Annotated in this window: 19 protein-coding genes and 1 other annotated feature; all 19 genes read left to right on the forward strand. The window is 36.6% G+C overall.

The window, feature by feature from the left end:
• Window position 1: 1 nt before the first annotated feature.
• The 19 genes from HMPREF2580_RS10200 (at window position 2) to tuf (ending at window position 19,514) form a co-directional block, all read left to right on the forward strand.
• On the forward strand, window positions 2-388 hold the full coding sequence (locus tag HMPREF2580_RS10200; protein ID WP_037541525.1) for a Mini-ribonuclease 3: 387 nt from the start codon (window positions 2-4) through the stop codon (window positions 386-388).
• A 7-nt stretch (window positions 389-395) separates the two neighbouring features.
• A complete protein-coding gene (rlmB, locus tag HMPREF2580_RS10205) occupies window positions 396-1,145 on the forward strand; it encodes a 23S rRNA (guanosine(2251)-2'-O)-methyltransferase RlmB (protein WP_037541526.1) in 750 nt (249 codons plus the stop codon).
• Window positions 1,142-1,669, forward strand: a complete 528-nt coding sequence (locus HMPREF2580_RS10210) for an NYN domain-containing protein (RefSeq protein WP_002441085.1) — start codon at window positions 1,142-1,144, stop codon at window positions 1,667-1,669. The genes rlmB and HMPREF2580_RS10210 overlap by 4 nt, the downstream gene beginning before the upstream one ends.
• Before the next feature lie 69 nt (window positions 1,670-1,738).
• Entirely contained in the window at window positions 1,739-2,317 is a 579-nt protein-coding gene (locus HMPREF2580_RS10215; protein WP_176747481.1) for a sigma-70 family RNA polymerase sigma factor, read from the forward strand.
• A 116-nt stretch (window positions 2,318-2,433) separates the two neighbouring features.
• Window positions 2,434-2,577: a 50S ribosomal protein L33 gene (gene rpmG / locus HMPREF2580_RS10220; protein WP_002441090.1), complete on the forward strand. Its 144-nt coding sequence runs from the start codon at window positions 2,434-2,436 to the stop codon at window positions 2,575-2,577.
• A gap of 58 nt (window positions 2,578-2,635) precedes the next feature.
• Window positions 2,636-2,818: a preprotein translocase subunit SecE gene (gene secE, locus HMPREF2580_RS10225; RefSeq protein WP_037541116.1), complete on the forward strand. Its 183-nt coding sequence runs from the start codon at window positions 2,636-2,638 to the stop codon at window positions 2,816-2,818.
• Window positions 2,819-2,828: 10 nt separating this feature from the next.
• The gene (gene nusG, locus HMPREF2580_RS10230; RefSeq protein ID WP_002441094.1) at window positions 2,829-3,377 is read left to right on the forward strand and encodes a transcription termination/antitermination protein NusG; all 549 of its coding nucleotides are present in this window, start codon (window positions 2,829-2,831) and stop codon (window positions 3,375-3,377) included.
• Window positions 3,378-3,580: 203 nt separating this feature from the next.
• Complete coding sequence (rplK, locus tag HMPREF2580_RS10235; RefSeq protein WP_002433084.1) at window positions 3,581-4,003, forward strand: 50S ribosomal protein L11; 423 nt, start codon at window positions 3,581-3,583, stop codon at window positions 4,001-4,003.
• 238 nt (window positions 4,004-4,241) lie between these two features.
• Entirely contained in the window at window positions 4,242-4,937 is a 696-nt protein-coding gene (gene rplA, locus HMPREF2580_RS10240; protein WP_002441096.1) for a 50S ribosomal protein L1, read from the forward strand.
• A gap of 93 nt (window positions 4,938-5,030) precedes the next feature.
• Window positions 5,031-5,177: a sequence feature (ribosomal protein L10 leader region), on the forward strand.
• Window positions 5,178-5,215: 38 nt separating this feature from the next.
• Complete coding sequence (rplJ, locus tag HMPREF2580_RS10245; protein WP_002441098.1) at window positions 5,216-5,716, forward strand: 50S ribosomal protein L10; 501 nt, start codon at window positions 5,216-5,218, stop codon at window positions 5,714-5,716.
• Between the two features lie 40 nt (window positions 5,717-5,756).
• On the forward strand, window positions 5,757-6,125 hold the full coding sequence (rplL, locus tag HMPREF2580_RS10250) for a 50S ribosomal protein L7/L12 (RefSeq protein ID WP_002433406.1): 369 nt from the start codon (window positions 5,757-5,759) through the stop codon (window positions 6,123-6,125).
• A gap of 205 nt (window positions 6,126-6,330) precedes the next feature.
• Window positions 6,331-6,939, forward strand: a complete 609-nt coding sequence (locus HMPREF2580_RS10255) for a class I SAM-dependent methyltransferase (protein WP_070832674.1) — start codon at window positions 6,331-6,333, stop codon at window positions 6,937-6,939.
• A 216-nt stretch (window positions 6,940-7,155) separates the two neighbouring features.
• A complete protein-coding gene (gene rpoB, locus HMPREF2580_RS10260) occupies window positions 7,156-10,707 on the forward strand; it encodes a DNA-directed RNA polymerase subunit beta (protein ID WP_070832700.1) in 3,552 nt (1,183 codons plus the stop codon).
• A 161-nt stretch (window positions 10,708-10,868) separates the two neighbouring features.
• On the forward strand, window positions 10,869-14,465 hold the full coding sequence (gene rpoC / locus HMPREF2580_RS10265; RefSeq protein WP_002441104.1) for a DNA-directed RNA polymerase subunit beta': 3,597 nt from the start codon (window positions 10,869-10,871) through the stop codon (window positions 14,463-14,465).
• A 141-nt stretch (window positions 14,466-14,606) separates the two neighbouring features.
• Window positions 14,607-14,867 (forward strand): ribosomal L7Ae/L30e/S12e/Gadd45 family protein, encoded by a 261-nt coding sequence (locus HMPREF2580_RS10270; protein ID WP_002441106.1) that lies wholly within the window; start codon window positions 14,607-14,609, stop codon window positions 14,865-14,867.
• 90 nt (window positions 14,868-14,957) lie between these two features.
• Window positions 14,958-15,371, forward strand: a complete 414-nt coding sequence (gene rpsL / locus HMPREF2580_RS10275) for a 30S ribosomal protein S12 (protein ID WP_037541120.1) — start codon at window positions 14,958-14,960, stop codon at window positions 15,369-15,371.
• Between the two features lie 70 nt (window positions 15,372-15,441).
• Window positions 15,442-15,912, forward strand: coding sequence for a 30S ribosomal protein S7 (rpsG, locus tag HMPREF2580_RS10280; protein WP_001137495.1), 471 nt, complete (start codon window positions 15,442-15,444; stop codon window positions 15,910-15,912).
• A gap of 117 nt (window positions 15,913-16,029) precedes the next feature.
• Window positions 16,030-18,111, forward strand: coding sequence for an elongation factor G (fusA, locus tag HMPREF2580_RS10285; RefSeq protein WP_002441110.1), 2,082 nt, complete (start codon window positions 16,030-16,032; stop codon window positions 18,109-18,111).
• A gap of 218 nt (window positions 18,112-18,329) precedes the next feature.
• The gene (tuf, locus tag HMPREF2580_RS10290; protein ID WP_002432994.1) at window positions 18,330-19,514 is read left to right on the forward strand and encodes an elongation factor Tu; all 1,185 of its coding nucleotides are present in this window, start codon (window positions 18,330-18,332) and stop codon (window positions 19,512-19,514) included.
• The last annotated feature ends 103 nt before the right edge of the window (window positions 19,515-19,617 follow it).

The raw sequence follows: 19,617 nt of genomic DNA on the forward strand, positions 1-19,617 counted from the left end.
GATGAATGTTAAATTGTTAAATCCGCTTACACTTGCATACATGGGCGATGCTGTTTTGGATCAACATATTCGAGAATACATTGTTCTTAAGTTGCAAAGTAAACCCAATCGTTTACACCAAGTATCAAAACAATATGTTTCTGCTAAAAGTCAAGCACAGACATTAGAACGATTAATCTCAGATGATTGGTTCACTGAAGAAGAGTTGAATGTCTTGAAAAGAGGGCGCAACGCTAAAAGTTACACAAAAGCTAAAAATACAGATATTCAAACATATCGAAAAAGTTCAGCATTAGAAGCTGTTATAGGTTTTTTATATTTAGATCATCAACAAACGCGTTTAGAAGAATTACTTCATAACATTGTTGAAATAGTAAATGAAAGGTAGTGTGGATGTGGAAGATATCGTCATAGTAGGCAGACATGCAGTTAAAGAGGCAATTATTTCAGGCCATGCCATTAATAAAATTTTGATTCAAGATGGTATAAAAAAACAACAAATCAACGAAATTTTAAAAAATGCAAAAGCTCAAAAACTGATTGTTCAAACAGTACCGAAATCTAAATTAGATTTTTTATCAAATGCACCTCACCAAGGCGTTGCTGCATTAGTCGCCCCATATGAATATGCAGATTTTGACCAATTTTTACAAAGTCAAAAAGATAAAGATGGTTTTTCTACTGTAATGATTTTGGATGGTTTAGAAGATCCGCATAATCTGGGTTCAATATTAAGAACTGCTGATGCTTCTGGTGTCGATGGCGTTATCATACCTAAAAGACGTTCAGTAGCCTTAACACAAACTGTTGCTAAAGCTTCAACAGGTGCAATACAACATGTTCCAGTTATTCGTGTAACTAACCTTTCAAAAACGATTGACGAATTAAAGGATAATGGTTTTTGGGTTGCAGGCACTGCAGCGAATAATGCTACAGATTATAGAGACTTACAAGCGGATATGTCTTTAGCTATCGTTATTGGCAGTGAAGGTCAAGGTATGAGTCGCTTAGTCAGTGATAAATGCGACTTTTACATTAAAATACCTATGGTCGGTCATGTAAATAGTCTTAACGCTTCTGTAGCAGCGAGTTTGATGATGTATGAAGTTTTCCGTAAAAGAAATGAAACTGAGGCATCCTCATGAAAGAAAGATATTTAATTATCGATGGCTATAACATGATAGGTCAATCGCCGACACTCAGTGCGGTAGCTAAAGAAAGTTTAGAAGAAGCACGAGAACAACTTTTAGACGCTATTGCGAATTACAATGCACTGATTGCAGATGAAATTGTTTGTGTTTTTGATGCGTATGAACAATCAGGTATCGAACGAGAATATGTGTATCACGGTGTAAAAACAGTGTTCACTAAAGAAAAGGAAACTGCAGATAGCTTTATTGAGCGCTATGTCTATGAGCTATATGACAAACATACAACGCATATTACTGTTGTAACGAGCGATATGAGTGAACAACATGCAATATTTGGGTCAGGTGCCTACCGTATTTCCTCAAGAGAAATGTGGCGCGATTTAAAAGAAAATGAAATAACAGTGAGTAAATCCATTGATGATTTTAGTGAAAAGAAGCCAAGAACTCGAATTCAGCTATCAAATGAAATACTAGAAGAATTTGAAAAAATAAGACGCGGAAACCATCATAAAGACTGATTTGGTACTATTGCGAATTTGACCTTACTTCATTTAAACTAACCTAAATTTATACGGAAGGTTAGGTAAATCAGTTTGAATAATAAACATCACGAGCAAACATCAAAGTGTTATTTTACTGATGCAAATGAAGACATTGATCAATTATTTATAACGTTACTTGAAGAATTAAGGCCATTTATTTTTAGAAAGATTGGTTACTTAACATCAAATCAATTTGATATTGAAGATATGTATCAAGATATTCTCATAAAAATGTATCTAGCTCTTCAAAATTTTGATTTTAGTAGGTCTATACCATTTAAAAGGTATTTATATTTTCTTATCCGTTCTGTTAAATATGACTATTTGAGAAAGTTGAAAGCTGAACGCCACCGTGAGCCATTACTTATAAATGAGTGTGTAGTGGATTACAATTGTGCTTTAGCAATTGATGAAGTTGAGCGGTCATTTTTCAGAAAGGAATTGTCGAAGGAATTCAACAAACAAGTATTTACATTAAGCAGAATGGAAAAGAAGATTATACATTTAGTAAGAAGAGAGTATAAACCGAGAGAAATAGCACATATATTAAGATTAAGAGATAAAGACGTTTACAATGCTATACAACGTTGTAAAATTAAAATGAAACGGCAATTAAAGAAGTAATATATGTATGATAATTCTTATTATCTAAGCAATTTCAACCAGAAAAGGAAGTTTGACATTTATAACGACATTTATGTATAGTATATTGGTATTATAATGAGTAAAGGTGAATAAACGTGAAGAAAGTACCTTTAAATTGTGAAGTTTGCGGCAATCGAAATTATAATGTCCCTAAAAAGGAAGGTTCAGCAACAAGATTAACTTTAAAAAAGTATTGCCCAAAGTGTAATGCGCATACAGTTCATAAAGAATCAAAATAGAGTAATATTAAGTTGAATGTGACTTAGAATCGAGTCTGAAAATGTGGAGGTCTTACTAATGGCTAAAAAAGAGAACTTCTTTAAAGGCGTTAAGTCAGAAATGGAAAAGACAAGTTGGCCAACAAAAGAAGAATTGTTCAAATATACTGTAATCGTTGTATCTACAGTTATTTTCTTCTTAGTCTTTTTCTATGCGTTAGATATAGGAATTAATGCATTGAAACAATTATTATTAGGTTAGGAGTGAAGACATGTCTGAAGAAGTGGGCGCAAAGCGTTGGTATGCTGTGCATACCTATTCTGGATATGAAAACAAAGTTAAAAAGAATTTAGAAAAAAGAGTAGAATCTATGAATATGACAGAACAGATTTTCAGAGTTGTCATACCAGAAGAGGAAGAAACACAAGTTAAAGACGGTAAAGCGAAGAAACTTGTTAAAAAAACATTCCCTGGCTACGTACTTGTAGAATTAGTAATGACTGATGAATCATGGTATGTAGTTAGAAATACACCTGGTGTTACAGGGTTCGTAGGTTCAGCAGGAGCAGGTTCAAAACCGAACCCGCTACTTCCTGAAGAAGTGCGCTTCATTCTTAAGCAAATGGGACTTAAAGAGAAAACAATTGATGTTGAACTTGACGTAGGTGAACAAGTTCGCATTAAATCAGGACCTTTTGCAAATCAAGTTGGCGAAGTACAAGAAATTGAAGCTGATAAATTTAAATTAACTGTACTTGTAGATATGTTTGGTCGTGAAACACCAGTAGAAGTTGAATTCGATCAAATAGAAAAGCTTTAATCTGAATTTATAAAGGCTCATTTGAAAAACAATAAAAAACTTTCAATTAAAAGATGAAATTTTACTATTGATTTTTCGATAGGGCGAGTGTTAAAATAATGTGGTCGCGCTTTTAGAGCGTTCATTTCGTCACGAAATGTTTAAGAGTGGGAGGGCAAAACTGAGCCCTGTGACCACATCACGATATCAAGGAGGTGCACATCGTGGCTAAAAAAGTAGAAAAAGTAGTTAAATTGCAAATTCCTGCAGGTAAAGCGAACCCAGCACCACCAGTTGGTCCAGCATTAGGTCAAGCAGGTGTGAACATCATGGGATTCTGTAAAGAGTTCAATGCACGTACTCAAGAACAAGCAGGTTTAATCATTCCGGTAGAAATTAGTGTTTATGAAGACCGTTCATTCACATTCATTACTAAAACACCACCGGCTCCAGTACTACTTAAAAAAGCAGCTGGCGTAGAAAAAGGTTCAGGTGAACCTAATAAAACAAAAGTTGCATCAGTAACTAAAGATCAAGTACGCGAAATTGCTCAAACTAAAATGCAAGACTTAAACGCTGCAGACGAAGAAGCAGCTATGCGTATTATCGAAGGTACTGCACGTAGCATGGGTATCACTGTAGAATAATTGAAGTTAAACTATAAATTAATTTTTTTAAACGAACTTAATTTAGACGATAAAAGCAGGTAACAGAGAAGGTAAACAATTGATATTGTCTATTCATATGAGGTTGAGATAATGCAATCATTCGTTAAAGATAAGATGATCATCTCACTCAATTTCCACTGTTATCTGCTCTTAACTTGCAAGAGGCAAGTAAATGTGGGAGGAAATTCCGCTAAAACCACTAAAGGAGGAACAATAAATGGCTAAAAAAGGTAAAAAGTATCAAGAAGCAGCTAGTAAAGTTGACCGTACGCAACACTACAGTGTTGAAGAAGCAATTAAATTAGCTAAAGAAACTAGCATTGCTAACTTTGACGCATCTGTTGAAGTAGCATTCCGTTTAGGAATTGATACACGTAAGAATGACCAACAAATCCGTGGTGCAGTTGTTTTACCAAACGGAACTGGTAAATCTCAACGTGTATTAGTATTCGCTAAAGGCGATAAAATCACTGAAGCTGAAGAAGCAGGTGCAGATTACGTAGGCGAAGCAGATTACGTACAAAAAATCCAACAAGGTTGGTTTGACTTTGACGTAGTTGTAGCTACTCCAGACATGATGGGCGAAGTTGGTAAATTAGGTCGTGTATTAGGACCTAAAGGTTTAATGCCAAACCCTAAAACTGGTACAGTAACGATGGACGTTAAAAAAGCAGTTGAAGAAATCAAAGCTGGTAAAGTAGAATACCGTGCTGAAAAAGCTGGTATCGTACATGCTTCTATCGGTAAAGTTTCATTTGACGATGAAAAATTAGTTGAAAACTTCAAAGCTTTACAAGACGTTTTAGCAAAAGCTAAACCATCTTCTGCTAAAGGTACTTACTTCAAATCTGTTGCTGTTACTACAACAATGGGTCCTGGAGTTAAAGTTGATACTTCATCTTTCAAACTATAAATTTAAAATAGTCAACACGATTACAGACTGAAGGAAGCAATCTTTCGGTCTGTAAATTTTTTGTTGACTTATTACATCAAAGCAGTTATATTATTAATTGTGATTATTTTACCTAAGACAGTAGGAGTTATTTATAACTTAAAACTTATCCTACCGAGGCTAAAATTGACTTGAACGTGATGATTAATGATCTTTCAAGCACTTTTTGCCGTGGGTAGAAAGTGCTTTTTTTATTGCAATTAAAAAAAGCACCAAAAAATATAAATGGAGGTGTCTGAATGTCTGCTATCATTGAAGCAAAAAAACAACAAGTAGATGCAATTGCTGAACAACTTAAAAATTCAGTATCAACAGTTATCGTTGACTACCGTGGTTTAACAGTAGCAGAAGTTACTGAATTACGTTCACAATTACGTGAAGCTGGTGTTGAGTACAAAGTTTACAAAAACACTATGGTTCGTCGTGCAGCTGAACAAGCAGGTATCGAAGGCTTAGATGAATTCTTAACAGGTCCAACAGCTATCGCAACTTCAACTGAAGATGTTGTAGCTCCAGCGAAAGTTATCGCAGGATTTGCTAAAGAACACGAAGCTTTAGAAGTTAAAACAGGCGTTATGGAAGGTAGCGTAATCTCAGCTGAAGAAGTTAAAACTGTTGGTTCATTACCTTCACACGATGGTCTTGTATCAATGCTTTTATCAGTATTACAAGCTCCAGTACGCAACTTCGCTTATGCAGTTAAAGCCGTTGGTGAACAAAAAGAAGAGAGCGCTGAATAATTGCGCATAATAAAATTAAAATTAATGGAGGAATTATAAAATGGCTAATCAAGAACAAATCATTGAAGCAATTAAAGAAATGTCAGTATTAGAATTAAACGATTTAGTAAAAGCAATTGAAGAAGAATTTGGTGTAACTGCAGCAGCTCCAGTAGCAGCAGCAGGCGCAGCTGGTGGCGGCGACGCAGCAGCTGAAAAAACTGAATTTGATGTTGAATTAACTTCAGCTGGATCTTCAAAAATCAAAGTTGTTAAAGCAGTTAAAGAAGCAACTGGCTTAGGCTTAAAAGATGCTAAAGAATTAGTAGACGGAGCTCCTAAAGTAATTAAAGAAGCTATGCCTAAAGAAGACGCTGAAAAACTTAAAGAACAATTAGAAGAAGTTGGAGCTACTGTAGAATTAAAATAGTTTCTACTTTCTAATTAAATAGTTAGGTTGAAACGTCATGTTCGACCAACTTCTTTAGTCTAGTCAACATGCATACAACCTGAATTCTTTGAGAAATTAAAACCCCGTTATTGCGATAACGGGGTTTTTAGTTAGTTTATGGTAATATATAGTATTTTGTAATCACGCACATGCGTATTTGATAAATTTGATTCGAGGTGGAGAAATGGGTCACTATTATGATGAAAATCCAGAAGTGAAAAGTAATCAAAAGAAAATTAGCTATCATTTCGATAAAACACGTCTAGAGTTCACTACGGATGCAGGAGTATTCTCGAAAGATAAAGTAGATTTTGGTTCAGACTTACTGATTCAAACCTTTTTGAAAGAGCATCCTCCAGGTCCTAGTAAACATATTGCAGATGTAGGGTGTGGATATGGGCCAATTGGTTTAACAATTGCAAAGATTTCTCCGCATCATCAGCTGTCATTACTAGACGTTAATAACAGGGCTCTAGCGCTTGCGGAAATAAATAAAACAAAAAATCAAATTGAAAACGCTGAAATTATTGAAAGTGATTGTTTATCAGATGTAGATAATCAACGATTTGATTATGTTTTAACTAATCCACCCATTCGTGCAGGTAAAGATATTGTGCATCGTATTTTTGAAGAAGCTTATGAAAAGCTTAAAGCACAGGGCGAACTTTACGTTGTGATTCAAAAGAAACAAGGTATGCCATCTGCGAAGAAAAAGATGGAAGCTCTTTTTAATAACGTAGAAGTTGTTAATAAGAGTAAGGGATATTATATTTTGAAAAGTTCAAAAGGTTGATTTCAAAATCGTATTCTGATATAGTTATAAAATGTAAAAATTTATGTTCAATAAGTGTGTACTTTTACGTAAAAAGGATAAATAAATTAAGTATAAATATAAATCGAAAATGGTGTCATCATAAGTGTTGCCGTTTTCTTTTTGTCTTTTATATTCGTTATTGTTTCCTTTTAAAAAGTATCAGTAAAACACACAATTTTTGAGGGGTGAATCTGTTTGGCAGGTCAAGTTGTCCAATATGGAAGACATCGTAAACGTAGAAATTACGCGAGAATTTCAGAAGTATTAGAATTACCAAACTTAATAGAAATTCAAACTAAATCTTACGATTGGTTCCTTAAAGAAGGTTTATTAGAAATGTTTAGAGACATTTCTCCAATTGAAGATTTCACAGGCAACCTATCTTTAGAATTTGTAGATTATAGATTAGGTGATCCGAAATACGATTTAGAAGAATCTAAAAACCGTGACGCTACTTATGCTGCACCTCTTCGTGTGAAAGTACGTCTCATTATTAAAGAAACAGGCGAAGTGAAGGAACAAGAAGTCTTCATGGGTGATTTCCCATTAATGACTGACACAGGTACATTCGTTATCAATGGTGCTGAACGTGTTATCGTTTCTCAATTAGTACGTTCACCATCCGTTTATTTCAACGAGAAAATTGATAAAAATGGACGCGAAAACTACGATGCAACTATCATTCCTAACCGTGGTGCTTGGTTAGAGTATGAAACAGATGCGAAAGATGTAGTATACGTTCGTATCGATAGAACTCGTAAATTACCATTGACAGTATTATTACGTGCTCTAGGTTTCTCAACTGATCAAGAAATTGTTGATTTACTAGGTGAGAGTGAATATTTACGTAATACATTAGAAAAAGATGGTACTGAAAATACTGAACAAGCATTATTAGAAATTTATGAACGTTTACGTCCTGGCGAACCACCAACAGTTGAAAATGCTAAAAGCTTATTATACTCACGCTTCTTCGACCCTAAACGTTATGATTTAGCAAGTGTTGGTCGTTACAAAGCTAACAAAAAGTTACATTTAAAACACCGTTTATTTAATCAAAAATTAGCAGAACCTATTGTTAATAGTGAAACAGGTGAGATTGTAGCTGAAGAAGGTACTGTATTAGATCGTCGTAAAATTGAGGAAATCATGGACGTTTTAGAAACAAACGCTAACAGTGAAGTTTTCGAATTAGAAGGTAGCGTTATTGACGAACCTGTTGAAATTCAATCAATTAAAGTCTATGTACCTAATGATGAAGAAGGTCGCACAACTACTGTAATTGGTAATGCATTACCAGATTCAGAAGTTAAATGTATTACACCAGCTGATATCATTGCGTCAATGAGTTATTTCTTCAACTTATTAAATGGTATTGGTTATACAGATGATATCGACCACTTAGGTAACCGTCGTTTACGTTCAGTTGGTGAACTTTTACAGAACCAATTCCGTATCGGTTTATCAAGAATGGAACGTGTTGTTCGTGAAAGAATGTCTATTCAAGACACTGATTCAATCACACCACAACAATTAATCAACATTCGTCCGGTTATTGCGTCTATTAAAGAATTCTTCGGAAGTTCACAATTATCGCAATTCATGGACCAAGCTAACCCATTAGCTGAGTTGACTCATAAACGTCGTCTATCAGCATTAGGACCTGGTGGTTTAACGCGTGAACGTGCCCAAATGGAAGTGCGTGACGTTCACTATTCTCACTATGGCCGTATGTGTCCAATCGAAACACCTGAGGGGCCAAACATTGGTTTAATCAACTCATTATCAAGTTATGCACGAGTAAATGAATTTGGTTTTATTGAAACACCTTATCGTAAAGTAGATTTAGATACGAACTCTATCACTGACCAAATTGATTACTTAACTGCTGATGAAGAAGATAGTTACGTTGTTGCCCAAGCGAACTCTCGTTTAGACGAAAATGGTCGTTTCTTAGATGACGAAGTTGTTTGTCGTTTCCGTGGTAATAACACAGTTATGGCTAAAGAGAAAATGGACTACATGGATGTATCTCCTAAACAAGTAGTATCTGCAGCGACAGCTTGTATTCCATTCTTAGAAAATGATGACTCTAACCGTGCATTAATGGGTGCGAACATGCAACGTCAAGCAGTACCATTGATGAATCCAGAAGCGCCATTTGTTGGTACAGGTATGGAACATGTAGCCGCACGTGATTCAGGTGCAGCGATTACTGCTAAACATAGAGGACGCGTTGAACACGTTGAATCTAACGAAGTATTAGTACGTCGTTTAGTAGAAGAAAACGGCACTGAACATGAAGGTGAATTAGATCGTTACCCATTAGCTAAATTCAAACGTTCAAACTCTGGTACATGTTATAACCAACGTCCAATTGTTTCTGTTGGTGATGTAGTAGAATACAATGAAATTTTAGCTGACGGTCCTTCAATGGAATTAGGTGAAATGGCATTAGGACGTAACGTTGTAGTTGGTTTCATGACTTGGGACGGTTATAACTACGAGGATGCTGTTATCATGAGTGAACGTTTAGTTAAAGATGACGTTTATACTTCTATTCACATTGAAGAATATGAATCTGAAGCTCGTGATACTAAGTTAGGACCTGAAGAAATTACTCGTGACATTCCTAACGTATCTGAAAGTGCACTTAAAAACTTAGACGATCGCGGTATCGTTTATGTTGGTGCTGAAGTTAAAGACGGTGACATCTTAGTAGGTAAAGTAACGCCTAAAGGTGTAACTGAATTAACAGCTGAAGAAAGATTATTACATGCTATCTTCGGTGAAAAGGCTCGTGAAGTCCGCGATACATCATTACGTGTACCACATGGTGCAGGCGGTATCGTTCTAGATGTTAAAGTATTCAATCGTGAAGAAGGCGATGATACGTTATCTCCAGGTGTAAACCAATTGGTACGTGTTTATATCGTTCAAAAACGTAAAATTCATGTAGGGGACAAAATGTGTGGTCGTCACGGTAACAAAGGTGTTATCTCTAAAATTGTTCCTGAAGAAGATATGCCATACTTACCAGATGGTCGTCCAATCGACATCATGTTAAACCCACTTGGTGTACCATCACGTATGAACATCGGACAAGTACTTGAGTTGCATTTAGGTATGGCTGCTAAGAACTTAGGCATCCATGTAGCATCTCCAGTATTCGATGGTGCAAACGATGATGATGTATGGTCAACAATTGAAGAAGCAGGAATGGCTCGTGATGGTAAAACTGTATTATACGATGGACGTACAGGTGAACCATTCGATAACCGTATTTCTGTAGGTGTCATGTACATGCTTAAACTTGCTCACATGGTTGACGATAAATTACACGCACGTTCAACTGGACCATACTCACTTGTTACACAACAACCACTTGGTGGTAAAGCACAATTCGGTGGTCAACGTTTCGGTGAGATGGAGGTATGGGCACTTGAAGCATATGGTGCTGCATACACATTACAAGAAATCTTAACTTATAAATCTGACGATACAGTAGGTCGTGTTAAAACTTACGAATCTATCGTTAAAGGTGAAAATATCTCTAGACCAAGTGTTCCAGAATCATTCAGAGTATTGATGAAAGAATTACAAAGTTTAGGATTAGATGTTAAAGTGATGGACGAGCAAGACAACGAAATTGAAATGGCGGACGTTGATGATGAAGATGCAACTGAACGCAAAGTAGATTTACAACAAAAAAATGCTCCCGAATCACAAAAAGAAACAACTGATTAATAAGCACTTAAGATAAATGAATCCTAAAGAGGTTATGAGATGGTTGCCATTTCAACCTCTTTAAGGTATTCGATTTCAATGAATGTAAATCAATCAAATAGCACAGCTAATCTAAATTGAAGGAGGTAGGCTCCTTGATTGATGTAAATAATTTCCATTATATGAAAATAGGATTAGCTTCACCTGAAAAAATTCGTTCTTGGTCTTATGGTGAAGTTAAGAAACCTGAAACAATAAACTATCGTACTTTAAAACCAGAAAAAGATGGTCTTTTCTGTGAAAGAATTTTCGGACCTACGAAAGACTGGGAATGTAGTTGTGGTAAGTACAAACGTGTACGCTACAAAGGTATGGTATGTGATAGATGTGGCGTTGAAGTAACTAAATCAAAAGTGCGTCGTGAAAGAATGGGACACATAGAATTAGCAGCACCTGTATCACATATTTGGTATTTCAAAGGAATTCCAAGTCGTATGGGTCTATTGCTTGATATGTCTCCAAGAGCATTAGAAGAAGTCATCTACTTCGCTTCTTATGTTGTAGTTGATCCAGGTCCAACTGGTTTAGAAAAGAAAACTTTACTATCTGAAGCTGAATTCAGAGAATACTATGACAAATATCCAAATCAATTCGTAGCTAAAATGGGTGCTGAAGGAATTAAAGACCTATTAGAAGAAATTGATTTAGATGAAGAATTAAAAATGTTACGTGACGAGTTAGAATCAGCTACTGGTCAAAGATTAACTCGTGCAATCAAACGTTTAGAAGTTGTTGAATCATTTAGAAATTCTGGTAATAATCCTTCATGGATGATTTTAGATGTACTTCCAATTATTCCACCAGAAATTCGTCCAATGGTTCAATTAGACGGCGGACGTTTTGCAACAAGTGATTTAAACGATTTATATCGTCGTGTGATCAACCGTAACAATCGTTTAAAACGTTTATTAGATTTAGGTGCTCCTGGCATCATCGTTCAAAACGAAAAACGTATGTTACAAGAAGCAGTAGATGCTTTAATTGACAACGGTCGCCGTGGTCGTCCAGTAACTGGTCCAGGTAACCGTCCATTGAAATCACTTTCACATATGTTGAAAGGTAAACAAGGTCGTTTCCGTCAAAACTTACTTGGTAAACGTGTTGACTACTCAGGACGTTCAGTTATTGCGGTAGGACCTAGCTTGAAAATGTATCAATGTGGTTTACCGAAAGAAATGGCACTTGAACTATTCAAACCATTTGTAATGAAAGAATTAGTTCAACGTGAAATCGCAACAAACATTAAAAATGCGAAAAGTAAAATCGAACGTATGGATGACGAAGTTTGGGACGTATTAGAAGATGTTATTACTGAACATCCAGTACTACTTAACCGTGCGCCTACGCTTCACAGATTAGGTATCCAAGCATTTGAACCAACATTAGTTGAAGGACGTGCAATCCGTCTTCACCCACTTGTAACTACTGCTTACAACGCAGACTTTGATGGTGACCAAATGGCTGTTCACGTACCTCTATCTAAAGAAGCTCAAGCCGAAGCACGTATGTTAATGTTAGCTGCTCAAAACATCCTTAACCCTAAAGATGGTAAGCCGGTCGTTACACCATCTCAAGATATGGTATTAGGTAACTATTACTTAACATTAGAACGTAAAGATGCTGTTAATACTGGTGCTATCTTTAATGATACAAACGAAGTATTAAAAGCATATGCGAATGGCTATGTTCATTTACACACTCGTATTGGTGTACATGCAAGCTCATTCAACAATCCAACGTTCACTGATGAACAAAATAGTAAAATTTTAGCTACGTCTGTAGGTAAAATTATTTTCAATGAAATTATTCCGGATTCATTCGCATATATAAATGAACCAAGCCAAACAAACTTAGAAAGTACAACACCTGATAGATACTTTGTTGACCCTACACAATTAGGTGAAGGTGGCTTAAAAGAATACTTTGAAAATGAAGAACTTATTGAGCCATTTAATAAGAAATTCTTAGGAAATATCATTGCAGAAGTATTCAACAGATTCAGTATTACAGATACTTCTATGATGTTAGATAGAATGAAAGACTTAGGTTTCAAATTCTCATCTAAAGCTGGTATTACAGTTGGTGTATCTGACATCGTGGTACTTCCAGACAAACAAGATATCTTAGACGAACACGAAAAATTAGTTGAACGTGTTACTAAGCAATTTAACCGTGGTTTAATCACTGAAGATGAACGTTATAACGCTGTTGTTGAAATTTGGACTGATGCGAAAGACCAAATTCAAGGCGAATTAATGCAATCACTTGAGAAAACAAACCCAATCTTCATGATGAGTGACTCTGGTGCCCGTGGTAACGCATCTAACTTCACGCAATTAGCAGGTATGCGTGGATTAATGGCTGCACCATCAGGTAAAATCATCGAGTTACCTATCACATCTTCATTCCGTGAAGGTTTAACAGTGTTAGAATACTTCATTTCTACACACGGTGCGCGTAAAGGTCTTGCTGATACAGCCCTTAAAACAGCTGACTCAGGTTACCTTACTCGTCGTCTTGTTGACGTTGCACAAGATGTTATCGTTCGTGAAGAAGACTGTGGTACTGACAGAGGTTTATTAGTTTCTGATATCAAAGAAGGTACAGAAATGATCGAACCGTTTATCGAACGTATCGAAGGTCGTTATTCTAAAGAAACAATTCGTCATCCTGAGACTGATGAAATTATTATCCGTCCAGATGAACTCATCACAGCAGATATCGCTAAACAAATCACAGATGCTGGTATCGAACAAATGTACATCCGCTCAGCATTTACTTGTAACACGCGTCACGGTGTATGTGAAAAATGTTACGGTAAAAACCTTGCAACTGGTGAAAAAGTTGAAGTGGGTGAAGCAGTTGGTACAATTGCCGCTCAATCAATTGGTGAACCAGGTACACAGCTTACAATGCGTACATTCCACACAGGTGGTGTAGCAGGAAGCGATATCACACAAGGTCTTCCACGTATTCAAGAGATCTTCGAAGCGCGTAACCCTAAAGGTCAAGCGGTTATTACTGAAATCGAAGGTGTCGTTGAAGATATTAAATTAGCTAAAGACCGTCAACAAGAAATCATCGTTAAAGGCGCTAATGAAACTAGATCTTATCTAGCTTCAGGTACTTCAAGACTTAAAGTAGAAGTAGGTCAATCTGTAGAACGTGGTGAAGTTCTTACAGAAGGTTCTATTGAACCTAAGAACTACTTAGCCGTTGCTGGCTTGAATGCAACTGAAAGTTACTTACTTAAAGAAGTACAAAAAGTTTACCGTATGCAAGGTGTTGAAATTGACGATAAACACGTTGAAGTAATGGTAAGACAAATGTTACGTAAAGTTCGTATTATCGAAGCTGGTGACACTAAATTATTACCAGGTTCACTTGTAGACATCCACAGCTTTACAGATGCTAACAGAGAAGCATTCAAACATCGTAAACGCCCTGCAACTTCTAAACCAGTATTGCTTGGTATTACTAAAGCTTCTCTTGAAACTGAAAGCTTCTTATCAGCTGCATCATTCCAAGAAACAACACGTGTACTTACAGATGCGGCTATTAAAGGTAAACGCGATGACTTACTCGGACTTAAAGAAAACGTTATTATAGGTAAGTTGATTCCAGCTGGTACTGGTATGAGACGTTATAGTGATATTCAATATGAGAAAACATCAGCTCCTGTAACAGAAGTTGATGAAGAAGTAGAAATCACTGAATAAGATATTCTTTGAGAGTGGGAGAGACCATTTCCCACTCTCTTATATTAATTTATAAAAGCATAGATATAATGTTGACTATGTGTACTAAAAAATGTTAATATATTAAAGGTTGATGCAAGCAGAACTTTGGAGGATATGTACATGTCTAATGAAAAAGTTGCACGCTTTAACAAACAACACTATGTAGTTGGTCTTAAAGAAACGCTTAAAGCGTTAAAGAAAGATCAAGTTACATCATTGATTATTGCTAAAGACGTTGAAGTTCATCTATTGACTCGCGTGTTAAGCTATATCAATCAAGAAAATATACCAGTTACATTTTTCCGAAGCCAACGTGCTTTAGGAGAATATGTAGGTATCAACGTTAATGCAACGATTGTTGCGTTATTGAATGAGAATTAGTAAGTATTTTACTTACTAAATTTTATTTAACCTTAAAATGAACCACCTGGATGTGTGGGATTAAAAAATGAAGAGAGGAGGACACATTCAATGCCAACTATTAACCAATTAGTACGTAAACCAAGAAAAAGCAAATCTAAAAAATCAGATTCACCAGCTTTAAACAGAGGTTTCAATAGTAAAAAGAAACAATTTACTCACTTAAACTCACCTCAAAAACGTGGTGTTTGTACTCGTGTAGGTACTATGACACCTAAAAAACCTAACTCAGCGTTACGTAAATATGCACGTGTGCGTTTATCAAACAACATTGAAATCAACGCATATATCCCTGGTATCGGACACAACTTACAAGAACACAGTGTAGTACTTGTACGTGGTGGACGTGTAAAAGACTTACCTGGTGTGCGTTATCATATCGTACGTGGTGCACTTGATACTTCAGGTGTTGATGGACGTAGACAAGGACGTTCATTATACGGAACTAAAAAACCTAAAAATTAAGTTTAAGATTACGTAAATTTTAAATACATTTTTAAAGATTATACTATAATAGGAAGGGAGGATTTACATTATGCCTCGTAAAGGATCAGTACCAAAAAGAGACGTATTACCGGATCCAATTCATAACTCTAAGTTAGTTACTAAATTAATTAACAAAATTATGTTAGACGGTAAACGCGGAACAGCTCAAAGAATTCTTTATTCTGCATTCGACCTAGTTGAACAACGTAGTGGTCGTGATGCATTAGAAGTATTCGAAGAAGCAATCAATAACATTATGCCAGTATTAGAAGTTAAAGCTCGTCGTGTGGGTGGTTCTAACTACCAAGTACCAGTTGAGGTACGCCCAGAACGTCGTACTACTTTAGGATTACGTTGGTTAGTAAACTATGCTCGTCTTCGTGGTGAGAAAACTATGGAAGATCGTTTAGCTAACGAAATCTTAGACGCTGCAAATAATACAGGTGGTGCAGTCAAAAAACGTGAGGACACTCACAAAATGGCTGAAGCAAACAAAGCATTTGCTCACTACCGTTGGTAAGATGAAAGCTTTTACCCTGAGTGTGTTCCGTTATATGGTTTACCAATAATGGCTCATGCTTAGGGCATCGCCATATCTATAGTACTTATTCAGTAAATACTGGAAGGAGAAAAACACATGGCAAGAGACTTTTCTTTGAAAAATACTCGTAACATCGGTATCATGGCTCACATTGATGCTGGTAAAACTACTACGACTGAACGTATTCTTTATTACACAGGTCGTATCCACAAAATTGGTGAAACACACGAAGGTGCTTCACAAATGGACTGGATGGAACAAGAACAAGACCGTGGTATCACAATCACATCTGCTGCAACTACAGCACAATGGGATGGACACCGTGTAAACATTATCGATACACCTGGACACGTAGACTTCACTGTAGAAGTTGAACGTTCATTACGTGTATTAGATGGTGCGGTAACTGTACTTGATGCTCAATCAGGTGTAGAACCACAAACAGAAACTGTTTGGCGCCAAGCAACTACTTACGGTGTACCACGTATCGTGTTTGTAAACAAAATGGATAAATTAGGTGCGAACTTCGACTATTCAGTAAGCACTTTACATGATCGTTTACAAGCAAACGCTGCACCTATTCAATTACCAATTGGTGCTGAAGATGAATTCGAAGCAATCATTGACTTAGTTGAAATGAAATGCTTTAAATATACAAACGATTTAGGTACAGAAATCGACGAAATTGAAATTCCAGACGATCACAAAGAAAGAGCTGAAGAAGCTCGTGCTCAATTAATTGAAGCCGTTGCTGAAAACAATGACGAATTAATGGAGAAATATCTTGGTGACGAAGAAATTTCAATCGACGAATTAAAAGCTGCTATCCGTAAAGCAACTACTGACGTAGAATTCTACCCAGTACTTTGTGGTACAGCATTCAAAAACAAAGGTGTTCAATTAATGCTTAACGCAGTAATTGATTACTTACCTTCACCATTAGACGTTAAACCAATTATTGGTCACCGTGCTAATGACCCTGAAGAAGAAGTGATTGCTAAACCAGACGATTCAGCTGAATTTGCTGCATTAGCATTCAAAGTTATGACTGACCCTTACGTTGGTAAATTAACTTTCTTCCGTGTATACTCTGGTACATTAACTTCAGGTTCATACGTGAAGAACTCAACTAAAGACAAACGTGAACGTGTAGGTCGTTTATTACAAATGCACGCAAACTCACGTCAAGAAATCGATACTGTTTACTCAGGCGATATCGCTGCTGCGGTAGGTCTTAAAGAAACAGGTACTGGTGATACTTTATGTGGAGAGAAAAACGACATTATCTTGGAATCAATGGAATTCCCAGAACCAGTTATCCACTTATCTGTTGAACCAAAATCTAAAGCTGACCAAGACAAAATGACTCAAGCTTTAGTTAAATTACAAGAAGAAGACCCAACATTCCATGCACACACTGATGAAGAAACTGGACAAGTTATCATTGGTGGTATGGGTGAATTACACTTAGACATCTTAGTTGACCGTATGAAGAAAGAATTTAACGTTGAATGTAATGTAGGTGCGCCAATGGTTTCATACCGTGAAACATTCAAGCAAGCTGCACAAGTTCAAGGTAAATTCTCTCGTCAATCTGGTGGTCGTGGTCAATACGGTGATGTTCACATTGAATTCACACCTAACGAAACAGGTGGCGGTTTCGAATTCGAAAACGCTATCGTCGGTGGTGTAGTTCCACGTGAATACATTCCATCAGTTGAACAAGGTCTTAAAGATGCTATGGAAAATGGTGTCTTAGCTGGTTATCCATTAATCGATGTTAAAGCTAAATTATTTGATGGTTCATACCATGATGTCGATTCATCAGAAATGGCCTTCAAAATTGCTGCATCATTAGCACTTAAAGAAGCTGCTAAAAAATGTGATCCAGTTATCTTAGAACCAATGATGAAAGTAACTATCGAAATGCCTGAAGAATACATGGGCGATATCATGGGTGACGTAACTGCTCGTCGTGGACGTGTAGATGGTATGGAACCTCGTGGTAATGCACAAGTTGTAAATGCCTTTGTGCCACTTTCAGAAATGTTCGGTTATGCAACTTCATTACGTTCTAACACTCAAGGTCGCGGTACTTACACTATGTACTTTGACCACTATGCAGAAGTTCCTAAATCAATCGCTGATGAAATCATCAAGAAAAATAAAGGTGAATAATATAACTTGTTAAGACTAGCCATACTAGGTTAAAATACAGGTTGAGCTTATTGTTAAGCTATCACTTTTATGATTTGATTTTTAGGGGTAAATGCATTATAAAAGAATTATAAATTCTTTTAGGCTAAACTCAATCAATTATCTTCTCATGATGGTGAGAAACTATCATGAGAGATAAATTTGAAATAACTTTTACTAAGAATAGGAGAGATTTAATAATGGCAAAAGAAAAATTTGATCGCTCAAAAGAACATGCCAATATTGGTACTATCGGTCACGTTGACCATGGTAAAACAACTTTAACAGCTGCTATCGCAACTGTATTAGCTAAAAATGGTGACACTGTTGCACAATCATACGACATGATTGACAACGCTCCAGAAGAAAAAGAACGTGGTATTACAATCAATACTGCACACATCGAGTATCAAACTGACAAACGTCACTATGCTCACGTTGACTGCCCAGGACACGCTGACTATGTTAAAAACATGATCACTGGTGCTGCTCAAATGGACGGCGGTATCTTAGTAGTATCTGCTGCTGACGGTCCAATGCCACAAACTCGTGAACACATTCTTTTATCACGTAACGTTGGTGTACCAGCATTAGTTGTATTCTTAAACAAAGTTGACATGGTTGACGACGAAGAATTATTAGAATTAGTTGAAATGGAAGTTCGTGACCTATTAAGCGAATATGACTTCCCAGGTGACGATGTACCTGTAATCGCTGGTTCAGCATTAAAAGCTTTAGAAGGCGATGCTCAATACGAAGAAAAAATCTTAGAATTAATGCAAGCAGTTGATGACTACATTCCAACTCCAGAACGTGATTCTGACAAACCATTCATGATGCCAGTTGAGGACGTATTCTCAATCACTGGTCGTGGTACTGTTGCTACAGGCCGTGTTGAACGTGGTCAAATCAAAGTTGGTGAAGAAGTTGAAATCATCGGTATCCACGAAACTTCTAAAACAACTGTTACTGGTGTAGAAATGTTCCGTAAATTATTAGACTACGCTGAAGCTGGTGACAACATCGGTGCATTATTACGTGGTGTTGCTCGTGAAGACGTACAACGTGGTCAAGTATTAGCTGCTCCTGGTTCAATCACACCACACACTAAATTCAAAGCTGAAGTATACGTTTTATCTAAAGACGAAGGTGGACGTCACACTCCATTCTTCAGTAACTACCGCCCACAATTCTATTTCCGTACTACTGACGTAACTGGTGTTGTAAACTTACCAGAAGGTACTGAAATGGTTATGCCTGGCGACAACGTTGAAATGACAGTTGAATTAATCGCTCCTATCGCAATTGAAGACGGTACTCGTTTCTCAATCCGTGAAGGTGGACGTACTGTAGGATCAGGCGTTGTAACTGAAATCTTCGAATAATATTAATTATTTGATACAAAGGACTCCCTTTTGGGGGTTCTTTTTTTGTGCGCAATTTATCCTATCATGTTCCACATCGTCTTCTAGAATTTTTTCTAAAAAG

It is taken from the genome of Staphylococcus sp. HMSC036D05, assembly GCF_001836225.1.
Classification (GTDB): domain Bacteria; phylum Bacillota; class Bacilli; order Staphylococcales; family Staphylococcaceae; genus Staphylococcus; species Staphylococcus caprae.

Excerpts from the sequence above, each read along its gene's own strand:
- HMPREF2580_RS10200 (WP_037541525.1), top strand. The coding sequence starts at position 2 with ATGAATGTTAAATTGTTAAATCCGCTTACACTTGCATACATGGGCGAT.
- HMPREF2580_RS10210 (WP_002441085.1), top strand. The coding sequence starts at position 1,142 with ATGAAAGAAAGATATTTAATTATCGATGGCTATAACATGATAGGTCAA.
- secE (WP_037541116.1), top strand. The coding sequence starts at position 2,636 with ATGGCTAAAAAAGAGAACTTCTTTAAAGGCGTTAAGTCAGAAATGGAA.
- nusG (WP_002441094.1), top strand. The coding sequence starts at position 2,829 with ATGTCTGAAGAAGTGGGCGCAAAGCGTTGGTATGCTGTGCATACCTAT.
- rplA (WP_002441096.1), top strand. The coding sequence starts at position 4,242 with ATGGCTAAAAAAGGTAAAAAGTATCAAGAAGCAGCTAGTAAAGTTGAC.
- rplJ (WP_002441098.1), top strand. The coding sequence starts at position 5,216 with ATGTCTGCTATCATTGAAGCAAAAAAACAACAAGTAGATGCAATTGCT.
- rplL (WP_002433406.1), top strand. The coding sequence starts at position 5,757 with ATGGCTAATCAAGAACAAATCATTGAAGCAATTAAAGAAATGTCAGTA.
- HMPREF2580_RS10255 (WP_070832674.1), top strand. The coding sequence starts at position 6,331 with ATGGGTCACTATTATGATGAAAATCCAGAAGTGAAAAGTAATCAAAAG.
- rpoC (WP_002441104.1), top strand. The coding sequence starts at position 10,869 with ATGAAAATAGGATTAGCTTCACCTGAAAAAATTCGTTCTTGGTCTTAT.
- HMPREF2580_RS10270 (WP_002441106.1), top strand. The coding sequence starts at position 14,607 with ATGTCTAATGAAAAAGTTGCACGCTTTAACAAACAACACTATGTAGTT.
- rpsL (WP_037541120.1), top strand. The coding sequence starts at position 14,958 with ATGCCAACTATTAACCAATTAGTACGTAAACCAAGAAAAAGCAAATCT.
- rpsG (WP_001137495.1), top strand. The coding sequence starts at position 15,442 with ATGCCTCGTAAAGGATCAGTACCAAAAAGAGACGTATTACCGGATCCA.
- fusA (WP_002441110.1), top strand. The coding sequence starts at position 16,030 with ATGGCAAGAGACTTTTCTTTGAAAAATACTCGTAACATCGGTATCATG.
- tuf (WP_002432994.1), top strand. The coding sequence starts at position 18,330 with ATGGCAAAAGAAAAATTTGATCGCTCAAAAGAACATGCCAATATTGGT.